Genomic DNA, 12,449 nt, shown 5'->3' with positions numbered 1-12,449 from the left:
CTAATCTAAAGAACTAATTATATAGGATTATGGCGCATTACGAAGCACCTATACGAAGACCACTAGTTACCGGGGATAAAACGTATCACGATGTAACTCTAGACGTTGCAGCTCCTGTTGAAGGACGTGCTAATAAATCTTGGTGGATCGTGTTTACTATAGCATTGGCTGCATTTCTATGGGGAATAGGCTGTATTATTTATACCATTTCAAATGGTATTGGTAGTTGGGGTCTTAACAAAACCGTGGGATGGGCTTGGGATATTACCAACTTTGTATGGTGGGTAGGTATCGGTCACGCAGGGACACTAATTTCTGCAGTATTATTGCTTTTCCGTCAGAAGTGGCGTATGGCAATTAACCGTTCTGCAGAGGCGATGACTATCTTCTCTGTAGTACAAGCAGGATTGTTCCCGATCATTCACATGGGGCGTCCTTGGTTAGCATACTGGGTATTACCAATTCCTAACCAATTTGGATCTCTATGGGTGAATTTTAACTCACCACTTCTTTGGGATGTATTTGCGATATCAACATACCTGTCAGTTTCTTTAGTATTCTGGTGGACAGGATTACTCCCTGACTTTGCTATGATTCGTGATCGTGCGGTAAAGCCTTTCCAGAAGAAAATATATAGTTTGCTGTCTTTCGGATGGTCTGGGCGTGCAAAAGATTGGCAACGTTTTGAAGAAGTGTCTTTGGTTCTTGCGGGTCTTGCAACACCTCTTGTACTTTCGGTACACACCATTGTATCCTTTGACTTTGCTACTTCGGTAATTCCAGGATGGCATACAACGATTTTCCCTCCTTATTTTGTGGCAGGGGCGGTATTCTCAGGATTTGCGATGGTAAACACATTACTTATTGTAATGCGTAAGGTATCTAACTTAGAAAACTATATTACGTTACAGCATATCGAGTTGATGAACATCGTTATTATGATTACGGGTTCTATCGTAGGGGTAGCTTATATTACTGAGTTATTCATGTCTTGGTATTCTGGAGTAGAGTATGAGCAATACGCTTTCTTAAACCGTGCAACAGGACCTTATGCTTGGGCATATTGGAGCATGATGATATGTAACGTATTCTCTCCACAATTTATGTGGTTCCCTAAATTGAGAAGAAGTATTATGTTCTCTTTTGTGATCTCTATTGTAGTAAACATAGGAATGTGGTTTGAGCGTTTTGTAATTATTGTGACTTCATTGCACCGTGATTATCTTCCATCTTCTTGGACGATGTTCTCTCCTACGTTTGTAGATATCGGTATCTTTATAGGAACTATAGGATTCTTCTTTGTATTGTTTTTATTATATGCACGTACATTTCCAGTGATTGCACAAGCAGAGGTGAAAACGATTATGAAGTCTTCTGGTGAGCGTTATAAGAAATTAAGAGAATCAGGACAGTCACTTGTAGGTACAGGAGCAGATTCGCGTACATCTGGTGGTCCAGTTAAAATAAACTTAGGAGAAGGGATTGTTAAAAAAGCTGTTCCAGTTGTAGAAGCTGCTAGTGGCAGTGTAGAAGATCTTGTAGGTTCCTTAGGAGCTTTTGATCCAACGACACAAACAGCAGACGACCTTAAAAAAATAAATGGTATCGGTCCAAAAATGGAAGAAAAGCTTAATGAGCTTGGAATATTCACTTTTGCTCAGGTAGCAAAAATGACTCAAAGAGAGTACGACCTTTTAGATAGTATTACAGGTTCTTTCCCAGGACGTGCAGAGCGCGATGATTGGGCAGGACAGGCAGCAAAACTTAATAACAACTAGTATGAGTTCGGGATCACACGTTATACACGCACTTTATACAGATGACGACGTTCTAATGAACGCCGTTAAGGAGGCGAAAAAAAAGCACTTGTACATTAAAGAAGTGTACACTCCGTTTCCTGTGCATGGACTTGATAAAGCAATGGGGCTTGCTCCTACAAGATTAGCAATCACAGCATTTCTGTATGGTTGTGTGGGTCTTACAGTAGCAATTACTATGATGAACTTCATTATGATTGAAGATTGGCCTCAAGATATTGGAGGGAAACCAAGTTTCAGTTACATTGAAAATATGCCAGCATTTGTACCTATTATGTTTGAGCTTACTGTATTTTTTGCAGCGCATTTAATGGTAATTACTTTTTACATGCGTAGTAAGCTTTGGCCTTTTAAGAAAGCTGAAAATCCTGATGTTCGTACAACAGATGATCACTTTTTAATGGAGATTGATGCCTCAGGACACGACGCTCAAGAACTAGCTGATTTTTTAGTTGGTACAGGAGCAACAGAAATTAATTTAGTAGCAAACGAAGAATAAGGATACGCAATGAAGAATATATTCAAAATAGCGATCGTACTTATTGCCATTGTAAGTCTAGGGTCTTGTCAGAATGACAATAAGCCTAACTATCAATATATGCCTAATATGTATGAATCAGTAGGATATGAGGCTTATGGTGATTACGAAGTGTTTGAGCCAGTAACTGGAGGATCATCAGCGATGGTTCCTGCAGAGGGGTCAATAATGCGTGGGTGGATGCCTTACGAGATAGAGAATACACCTGAAGGGAAAGCTTTCGCGAAAGCAAACCTTAAAAATAAAGTTCCTTTTACTGAAGAAACGGAAGCAAAAGGTAAAGAGCTTTACGAAATTTATTGTGGTATTTGTCACGGTAAAAAAGGTGATGGTAATGGGTATTTAGTTGAAAGAGAAAAAATACTTGGTGTACCCGCATATAATGATGCAGGAAGAGCTATTACCGAAGGAAGTATTTATCATGTGATGTATTACGGAATCAACTCGATGGGATCCTATGCATCTCAGATGACAGAAGAGGAGTTGTGGATGGTAGATCATTATGTATTGACCTTAAAAGATAAACTAGACGGTAAAGAAGCTCGTCCGTATGACGTTGTAGAAGCTGTTGAAGAGATTCATACAGACGAAGATCATCATTCTGATTCACAAGATCACGACATAGAGCACTAAACAAACTAACTGATAAAGCGATAACAAAAAGATATGTATACATTATCTAAAAACTTAAAACTCACAGCATTTATTTTTATGGCTGTTGGTGCGATATTGTTTGCAGTAGATTATTATAATTTACCTAAGACTACAGAACAAGTTGCGGCATTAGAAGCAGCTCATGGGGAGGGTCACGGAGGTGGTCATGCTGAAGAAGCAGCACATGATGCAGGTCATGGAGGAGAAGCAACCCTTCACGAAGCTGACGCTTCTCATGCGTCAGGCGGACATGAAATGTCAGCAGAAGAGCATTTAGAGCATACACTAGGGCAGTATCAAAATAAGCCTTGGTCGGCAATTTATATTGCAGCATTTTTCTTCTTTATGATTGCTTTAGCATGTTTAGCATTTTATGCTATTCAATATGCTTCACAAGCGGGTTGGTCACCGTTGGTGCTCCGCGTAATGGAAGGAATCACTGCCTATTTATTACCCGGTAGTATTATCATGTTTATCTTATTAGCATTTTCAGGGTTTCATTTAAATCATATGTTTCATTGGATGGCAGAAGGGATTACAGAAATTGATGGCCCTACAAAAGCTGAAGGTCTTGCGAAGTATGATAAATTGATTGCAGGAAAATCAGGATACTTGAACGTTCCTTTCTTCCTTGGAAGAGCAGCATTTTTTATCTTAGGATGGAATATTTATAGATACTTTGCCTTAAAATTCAGTAAAAACCAAGATGAAGCTACAGATAATAGGTGGCATAAAAAGTCATTTAAAGCTGCTGCAGGGTTCTTAGTGTTTTTCATATACACAGAATCTATCATGTCTTGGGATTGGATTATGTCTTTAGATCCTCATTGGTTCAGTACATTGTTTGGATGGTACGTATTTGCAGGAATGATGGTATGTGCTATCACAACCATTGCTCTAGTGACTATCTATCTTAAGTCAAAAGGATACCTAGAAAAAGTAAACGATAGTCATATTCATGATTTGGCGAAGTTTATGTTTGCATTCAGTATTTTCTGGACATACTTATGGTTCTCACAATTCATGCTTATATGGTATTCAAACATTCCAGAAGAAGTAACGTACTTCATCACGAGAATAGAAGATTACAATCTACCATTCTTTGCGATGATAGCGATGAATTTTATTTTCCCATTATTATTATTAATGAATAGTGATTACAAACGTGTTAATTGGTTTGTAGTAATGGCAGGGATTGTCATTTTATTAGGTCACTATGTAGATATATTCAACATGGTAATGCCGGCAACTGTAGGAAAGTCTTGGTCGTTTGGTTTTGTTGAAATAGGTGCATTATTATTCTTCCTAGGGTTGTTTATATTGTTTGTATTTACATCACTTACAAAACGTCCTTTAGAGCCTAAGCGTAATCCGCTTATTGAAGAAAGTAAACATTTTCACTATTAGAATATAGATAAAAGAAGTTAGAAAGCAATGACAGGTTTATTAGCACTCATCGTAGTAATTCTATTTGTAGTTACAATTTGGCAAATGTCAAAGATCTTTAAGTTGTCACAACTTAAGGGGAATAGTGAAAACGGACAAATAGCAAATGATAAGGACAACCGTATCAACGGTAAGTTGATGATTATGTTCCTTATATTCTTGTATTTCATAACAATTTTTTGTTTTTGGAATTATAGTAAGTATTACTTGCCAGAAGCATCATCAGAACATGGTTCTAGTTATGATACATTAATGTTTATATCACTTGCCCTCATTATGGTGGTGCAAGTAATCACACAGGCATTACTTCATTACTTTGCTTACAAGTATCAAGGAAAGAAAGGAAAACGAGCTCTATTTTATGCAGACAATGATAAATTAGAGTTTATATGGACTATTATTCCAGTAATCGTTCTTGCAGGTCTTATTATCTACGGACTATTTACATGGTCTGATATTATGAACTTTGAAGAAGAAGAGGATGCTATTGTAGTAGAGCTTTATGCAAAACGATTTGGTTGGCAAGCTCGTTATGCTGGAGCCGATAATACCTTAGGAAATGCGAATGTTCGTTTTATTGAAGGAGCAAATACGGTTGGTGTTGATATGAGTGATCAAGATGCAATGGATGATGTAATTACATCAGAATTGCACTTGCCAGTAGGACGTCAAGTGATTTTTAAATTAAGATCTCAAGATGTACTACACTCTGCATACATGCCTCACTTCCGTGCGCAAATGAATGTAGTGCCAGGAATGATCACACAATTTTCTTTTACACCTTCTAAAACGACCGCTGAAATTAGAGAGACGGAGTATATGAAGGATAAAATGCAGGTGATAAAAGAGATTAGAAGAGAAAAAAATAATAAGTCTATAGCAGCTGGTGACGGTCCTATAGACGAATATGACGAATTTGACTATTACTTGCTATGTAATAAGATTTGTGGCGCCTCACACTATAATATGCAAATGAAAATTGTTGTAGAAACCCAAGAAGAGTATGATGCTTGGATGGCTGAGCAAGAAACATTTGGAAAGAAAATCGTAGGCAACTAAAAAAAGAAAAAGAAAAATTAACTAAAGAATTAAGATTATGTCAGCAGACGCAGCAGCATTAGATCACGGACACGACGATCACGGGCATCATCATCATGAAGAAACTTTTGTAACGAAGTATATCTTTAGTACGGATCACAAGATGATCTCAAAGCAGTATTTAATTACTGGTTTGATTATGGGTATTATTGGTATCGCAATGTCATTAATCTTTCGTTTACAATTAGCATGGCCAGATCATCAATTTACAATTTATGAAGTGTTATTAGGAGATTGGGGTAAAGATGGGGTTATGGATCCTAATATCTACCTTGCTCTTATTACGATACACGGTACCATTATGGTATTCTTTGTACTTACAGCAGGACTGAGTGGTACATTCAGTAACTTATTAATTCCATTACAGATTGGCGCTAGAGATATGGCATCAGGATTCCTAAATATGGTATCTTACTGGTTATTCTTTTTATCTTCTGTTATTATGGTGCTTTCTCTATTTGTAGAGTCTGGACCAGCAGCAGCAGGTTGGACGATTTATCCTCCTCTAAGTGCACTTCCTAATAGTATTCCTGCTTCAGGCATGGGAATGACACTTTGGTTAGTCTCTATGGCTATATTTATTGCATCTTCACTTTTAGGATCGCTTAACTATGTAGTTACGGTATTAAACCTACGTACTAAAGGAATGACTATGACGCGTCTTCCTCTTACGATCTGGGCATTCTTCGTAACGGCTATTATTGGTATTGTATCTTTCCCAGTATTATTATCTGCAGCATTAATGCTGATCATGGATAGAAGTTTTGGAACTTCATTCTTCCTTTCAGATATCTATATAGGTGGAGAGGTATTGCATAATTCAGGAGGTTCTCCCGTATTATTTGAACACCTTTTCTGGTTCTTAGGTCACCCTGAAGTATACATTGTATTATTACCTGCGTTAGGAATTACATCTGAGGTGATAGCTACAAACTCCCGTAAACCAATATTTGGTTACCGAGCGATGGTTGCTTCTATATTGGCAATAGCTTTTTTATCGACAATCGTATGGGGTCACCATATGTTTATATCAGGAATGAATCCATTCTTAGGGTCTGTATTTACATTTACGACACTATTAATTGCAATTCCTTCTGCCGTAAAAGCATTCAACTATATAACCACACTGTGGAAAGGTAATCTTCAGTTTAACCCTGGTATGTTATTCTCTATTGGATTGGTATCTACCTTTATCTCTGGAGGATTAACAGGAATTATACTTGGCGATAGTACACTTGACATCAATGTACATGACACCTACTTTGTGGTAGCGCATTTCCACTTGGTAATGGGTATCTCTGCACTCTATGGATTATTTGCAGGAGTATATCACTGGTTCCCTAAAATGTTTGAAGGAAGAATGATGAATAAAAACTTAGGGTATGTTCACTTCTGGATTACTGTAATAGGTGCCTATGGAATTTTCTTCCCAATGCACTTTATTGGTATGGCAGGTCTACCAAGACGTTATTATACCAATACAGCATTCCCATACTTTGATGACCTTACCGATGTAAATGTTGCGATTACTATATTTGCTTTCATAACTGGAGCAGCTCAACTAGTATTCTTATACAACTTCATACACTCGATGTTCTATGGAAAAATAGGACCTAAAAACCCTTGGAATTCTAATACATTAGAATGGACTGCTGAAGTAAAGCATATACACGGAAACTGGGATGGTCCTATTCCAGAAGTACACAGATGGTCTTATGACTATAGTAAGTTAAACAAAGATGAAACTGACTATGTCATTCCAGGTCAAGATTTCGTGCCACAACATATTCCTTTACAAGATAACGAAGAGGAAATGCATCATTAAAAAGTGTAACACATTCTTATAAAATCAAAACCCATTCTCATCAGAATGGGTTTTTTGCTTTTAACCAGTATTGGGACAAACTTGTGGGATACTTTTTACGCTTTCGCACTTCGACTTTGCTCAGTATACACTCCAACGTACTCAGACAATCCTTATATTTGTATACTACCTTTTATCGTATCCTGCTATGAATGAAAATCTAGATCCAACAAGCAATCAATTCTCCCATGAAGATATGGATATAGAACGTGCATTGCGACCCCTATCTTTTGAAGATTTTGCAGGTCAGGATCAAGTATTAGAAAATCTTAGAGTTTTTGTACAAGCAGCTAATTTAAGAGGAGAAGCACTAGATCATACGCTTTTTCATGGTCCTCCAGGTTTAGGGAAAACCACGTTAGCAAATATTCTTGCTAATGAACTTGATGTAAATATTAAAATTACCTCTGGACCTGTATTGGACAAACCCGGAGATCTTGCAGGATTGCTAACCAATCTTGATGAAAGAGATGTGCTATTTATAGATGAGATACATCGTTTAAGTCCCATTGTTGAAGAATATCTATACTCAGCAATGGAAGACTACCGTATCGATATTATGATTGAAACAGGGCCTAATGCTCGCTCTGTACAAATTGACTTGAGTCCGTTTACCTTGGTAGGCGCTACCACACGCTCAGGATTATTAACTGCACCTATGCGCGCCCGTTTTGGGATTTCTTCACGATTACAGTATTATACCACCGAATTACTGACAACGATTGTACAACGTAGTTCGCAAATCTTACGTGTTCCTATCTCTATGGAAGCCGCTATAGAAATAGCAGGGAGAAGTAGAGGAACCCCTCGTATTGCAAACGCCTTACTGAGAAGGGTACGTGACTTTGCTCAAATAAAAGGGAATGGAAATATAGACATCGAAATTGCAAAATTTAGCCTGAAGGCGCTCAATGTTGATGCTCACGGACTTGATGAGATGGATAATAAAATTTTAGCGACTATTATTGATAAGTTCAAAGGAGGACCTGTCGGGATCACCACCCTCGCGACAGCAGTCTCCGAAAGTGCAGAAACTATAGAAGAAGTATATGAACCTTTTTTAATACAACAAGGGTTTATCATGCGCACACCAAGAGGAAGAGAAGTAACAGAAGAAGCCTATCGTCATTTAGGAAGAACCAAAGGTCCTACACAAGGAGGCTTGTTTTAGGAAATGCTTAAAAGAAGGACCTTAGAAAATATAAGAACCAAATTTTGAAAGAAAAAAAAATCCCCACTGTTTCTTTTTTTAGCTTCCTTAAACATGCCAGTAAGATTGTAAAAAATCCGTTGCCATTTCATCATCATAATTTTGAAGCAAAGGGCGATACTTTCCGATTAAAATTAGGAGCCAAAAATTCGGTTGTTTTTTCTAGAAATCCCGAGTTTGCATTATACGCTTTACAAAAAAATCAACGAAATTACACCAAGTCCAAAATCCAAACCAAAGATCTTTCTAAATATGTAGGGAAAGGATTGCTGACCTCAGAAGCCGAGCTTTGGAAAAAACAACGCCGGTTAATACAGCCAGCATTTCACAAAAAACAATTAGAGCAATTGTTAGATACCGTTTTGGAAGCGATTCAAACAGAGGTACAGCATATCACTCCTAATACCCCTATCGATATCTTTCCCATCTTAAATGATCTTGCTTTCCAAACCGTCGTGAAAGCATTATTTCGAACCGAAATCGATGTCAAGGTAATTAAACGTCTTCAACACATTACCGAAGCTGCACAGCAAATGCTTGTCAAAGAGTTACGTCAGCCTTTTAAAACCTTGTATTTTAAATACGGAGGTCCTATCCAGAAGCATATTGATCTTACTATAGAAGCAAGAGACATCCTAAAAGGATTGGTGGATGCACGTCGCGCAAGTGGTAAACGACAAAATGACTTGCTTGATATGCTTCTTGATGCTCGTTATGAAGATGGTACTGCCATGGAAGAGGCACAACTACTCGACGAGATATTAATTCTATTTGTGGCGGGACATGAGACGACCTCAAATGCGCTTACATTCACTTTACAATTGCTAGCAAAGTATCCAAATATCCAAGAGAAGGTATATAAAGAATGTGCTGGTTTTGGTGAAGATTCCGCTGGAGTTTATGCTGAGCAAAGCCGAAGTACGAAAGCGGACACGACCGCACTACTTGCGTATATCAAACACTGTGAGTACACAAAACAAGTGATAGAAGAATCGATGCGGCTCTATCCACCTGCCTATTTTATAGACCGCTTAAATATAGAAGAAGATGTATTTGATGGTATTACAATCCCAAAAGGATCCAATTTGCTTTTTTCTGTGATCGAAATTCATAAACATAGGGATTTTTGGGAAGATCCACATAGGTTTAATCCCGATCGTTTTGCAGATAATGCAGGCATGAAACATAAGGCTTATTTCCCTTTTGGTGCAGGGCCTAGAATGTGTATCGGTAATAATTTTGCCATGTATGAGATGATACTTGCCGTGACTGAAATCATAAAGAAGTATAAAATAAAACAGAAAGAAACTCCTATAGAAATCAAACCTTTGATTACCTTAAAGCCTCAAAATGCGATTTTAGAATTTATACCTCGATAGTATAATGATCGAAAACCGAGCAAAACATACCGCGCTCATTAAAGCTGAAGCCAAACGTTTGGGGTTTATGTCATGTGGAATCTCTAAAGCAGGGTTTCTTGAAGAAGAAGCCCCACGGCTAGAACAATGGCTTGCAGCCAATATGCATGATGAGATGCAATACATGGAAAATTATTTTGACAAACGATTAGACCCTACAAAACTCGTAGAAGGCTCTAAAAGTGTAATATCGCTATTACTGAATTATTACCCGAGTGAGACTCAGCGAGAAGATTCCTATAAGATTTCAAAATATGCCTATGGCACCGATTATCACTTTGTCATCAAAGACAAGCTGAAAGAATTATTGCATTATATACAATCAGAAATAGGAGATGTGCATGGTCGTGCCTTTGTAGATAGTGCACCTGTGCTTGATAAGGCATGGGCAGTAAAAAGTGGTTTGGGATGGATGGGAAAACATAGCAATGTACTCTCTAAAAAGGCAGGCTCTTTTTATTTTATAGCAGAGTTGATTGTCGATCTTGATCTAGACTATGACAACCCAGTAACCGATCATTGTGGGAGTTGTACGGCGTGTATAGATGCGTGCCCAACACAAGCGATTGTAGCACCTTATAAGGTAGATGGGAGTAAATGCATCAGTTACTTTACTATCGAGCTAAAAGAAGCCATTCCTGCAGCGGTAAAAGGCTCTTTTGATGATTGGATGTTTGGATGTGATGTTTGTCAAGATGTATGCCCTTGGAATCGTTTTAGCACCTCTCATAGAGAACCATTATTTGATCCCCATCCAAAATTACTATCCCATACCAAGAAAGACTGGGAAGAAATTACCCAAGAAGTGTTTTCTGAGATTTTCAAGAAGTCGGCAGTGAAGCGTACCAAGTACTCAGGGCTACTGCGTAATATTAGGTTTTTGAAAGAATAGTGCTCTTTTTGATGTGTTTTAATACAGTATTTACGAAATCGTTTTCGTTGGGTATTTCTTAAAATTAGCATAAAATTTCAGAAAAAATGCGGATATTACTACGATAAAAATGCGCATTTCATAAATAACATTCCTTCTTACTTAAAATTAGCAGTATGTTTAAAAATATCAAAAAACCACAACTTTCTTTTTGGCAAATATTCAATATGAATGTTGGTTTTCTTGGAATTCAATTTTCATTTGGTCTGCAGCAGACGGCGGTGAATCCTATTTTTTTGTTTTTAGGAGCACCTGAAGATATGCTTCCCATATTAAATATAGCTGGTCCAATAACGGGTCTTATTGTGCAGCCACTTATTGGAGCTATCAGTGACAAAACGTGGTCTCCAAAGTTTGGAAGAAGAAAACCCTTTTTCTTGATAGGAGCATTGATAGGAAGTATATGTCTTTTTGCATTTCCTTTAAGTCCTGCACTATGGGTGGCAGTAAGTTTATTGTGGATACTTGATGTAGGTAACAATATGGCTATGGAACCTTATCGTGCATTTGTAGGTGATAAGTTGCCAGAAAAGCAGCTGAGTTTTGGGTATCAAATGCAAAGTTTATTTGTAGGAGCAGGGATTTTATTAGCCACGGCATCTATTTTTCTTTTTAAAGACTGGTTTGGTGGGGCAGAAGTGATTACAAAAGATCTTAATACGATACCTAAATGGTTATACTATTCTTTCTTTATAGGAGGCTTTTTATCTATAGTTACTGTGCTTTGGTCTGTTCTTAAAACACCAGAGATTCCACCAACTGATGAAGAGATGGTTGAAATCAATAAACATAAGGCATTACCATTTAAGGAGCGATTCCTGTTGCCATTTAAAGAAATAGCAGAAGCGGTAAAAACAATGCCTAAGTTTATGTGGAAAATTGCGGGGGTGTATTTGTTTCAGTGGTATGCATTGTTTATTTATTGGCAATACATAACTCCTTTGTTCCAAAAAACGATGGATTACGACCTGTCTAGTGCTGCAGCTCAAGCGGCAAGAATGAGTACAACCTATAACACTGTTACGATGATAGTCGCATTGGCACTTGTGCCTTTGACCTTACGTTTTGGAGGGAAAAAAATATATGCGCTTAGTTTGATAGGTGTTGGAATAGCTCTTTTTTCGATTCCCTACATTACAGATCCGAGTATGGTCCTCATCCCTATGGTACTTTTTGGAATAGGTTGGGCAGCTATGATGGGTATTCCGTATACAATGGTGTCTAAAATCGTTCCTCAAAATAAAAGAGGAATATACATGGGGATTTTAAATATGATGATTGTAATTCCTATGGGCATACAAACGTTAACATTTGGTCCTATTTATAAATATTTGCTTGGAGGCAATGCGGTGAATGCAATTCTGTTTGGAGGTGTGTTCTTTGTGATAGCAGCCATACTTGCACTAAGACTTAAAGAGCCTAAATCAGTAATAGTTCCTGAATAATTTTATATCATTAGTATCTTTAAATTAG

General features: G+C 37.6%; 10 protein-coding genes. All 10 read left to right on the top strand.

Annotated features, from left to right (window positions below; translation table 11 throughout):
- Window positions 1–26: 26 nt before the first annotated feature.
- The 10 genes from nrfD to ACFO3O_RS08765 all read left to right on the top strand — a co-directional run bounded on the left by nrfD (window position 27) and on the right by ACFO3O_RS08765 (window position 12,421).
- Window positions 27–1,778, top strand: a complete 1,752-nt coding sequence (gene nrfD / locus ACFO3O_RS08810; RefSeq protein ID WP_379978335.1) for an NrfD/PsrC family molybdoenzyme membrane anchor subunit — start codon at window positions 27–29, stop codon at window positions 1,776–1,778.
- Window position 1,779: 1 nt separating this feature from the next.
- Window positions 1,780–2,316 (top strand): DUF3341 domain-containing protein, encoded by a 537-nt coding sequence (locus ACFO3O_RS08805; protein WP_379978230.1) that lies wholly within the window; start codon window positions 1,780–1,782, stop codon window positions 2,314–2,316.
- Between the two features lie 9 nt (window positions 2,317–2,325).
- Window positions 2,326–2,988, top strand: a complete 663-nt coding sequence (locus ACFO3O_RS08800; protein WP_379978229.1) for a c-type cytochrome — start codon at window positions 2,326–2,328, stop codon at window positions 2,986–2,988.
- Between the two features lie 33 nt (window positions 2,989–3,021).
- Entirely contained in the window at window positions 3,022–4,416 is a 1,395-nt protein-coding gene (locus tag ACFO3O_RS08795; protein WP_379978228.1) for a quinol:cytochrome C oxidoreductase, read from the top strand.
- 27 nt (window positions 4,417–4,443) lie between these two features.
- The gene (locus ACFO3O_RS08790) at window positions 4,444–5,514 is read left to right on the top strand and encodes a cytochrome c oxidase subunit II (protein WP_379978227.1); all 1,071 of its coding nucleotides are present in this window, start codon (window positions 4,444–4,446) and stop codon (window positions 5,512–5,514) included.
- Between the two features lie 37 nt (window positions 5,515–5,551).
- Window positions 5,552–7,378 (top strand): cytochrome c oxidase subunit I, encoded by a 1,827-nt coding sequence (locus ACFO3O_RS08785; protein WP_379978226.1) that lies wholly within the window; start codon window positions 5,552–5,554, stop codon window positions 7,376–7,378.
- Window positions 7,379–7,565: 187 nt separating this feature from the next.
- Window positions 7,566–8,588, top strand: a complete 1,023-nt coding sequence (ruvB, locus tag ACFO3O_RS08780; RefSeq protein ID WP_379978225.1) for a Holliday junction branch migration DNA helicase RuvB — start codon at window positions 7,566–7,568, stop codon at window positions 8,586–8,588.
- 44 nt (window positions 8,589–8,632) lie between these two features.
- Entirely contained in the window at window positions 8,633–10,006 is a 1,374-nt protein-coding gene (locus ACFO3O_RS08775; protein ID WP_379978224.1) for a cytochrome P450, read from the top strand.
- 4 nt (window positions 10,007–10,010) lie between these two features.
- Window positions 10,011–10,937, top strand: coding sequence for a tRNA epoxyqueuosine(34) reductase QueG (queG, locus tag ACFO3O_RS08770; protein ID WP_379978223.1), 927 nt, complete (start codon window positions 10,011–10,013; stop codon window positions 10,935–10,937).
- A gap of 155 nt (window positions 10,938–11,092) precedes the next feature.
- Window positions 11,093–12,421, top strand: a complete 1,329-nt coding sequence (locus ACFO3O_RS08765) for an MFS transporter (protein ID WP_379978222.1) — start codon at window positions 11,093–11,095, stop codon at window positions 12,419–12,421.
- The last annotated feature ends 28 nt before the right edge of the window (window positions 12,422–12,449 follow it).

The sequence above is a fragment of the Dokdonia ponticola genome, assembly GCF_042653865.1.
GTDB lineage: Bacteria > Bacteroidota > Bacteroidia > Flavobacteriales > Flavobacteriaceae > Dokdonia > Dokdonia ponticola.
Note: the sequence above shows the minus strand (reverse complement) of the source record. Positions and strands in the feature narration are given on the sequence as shown.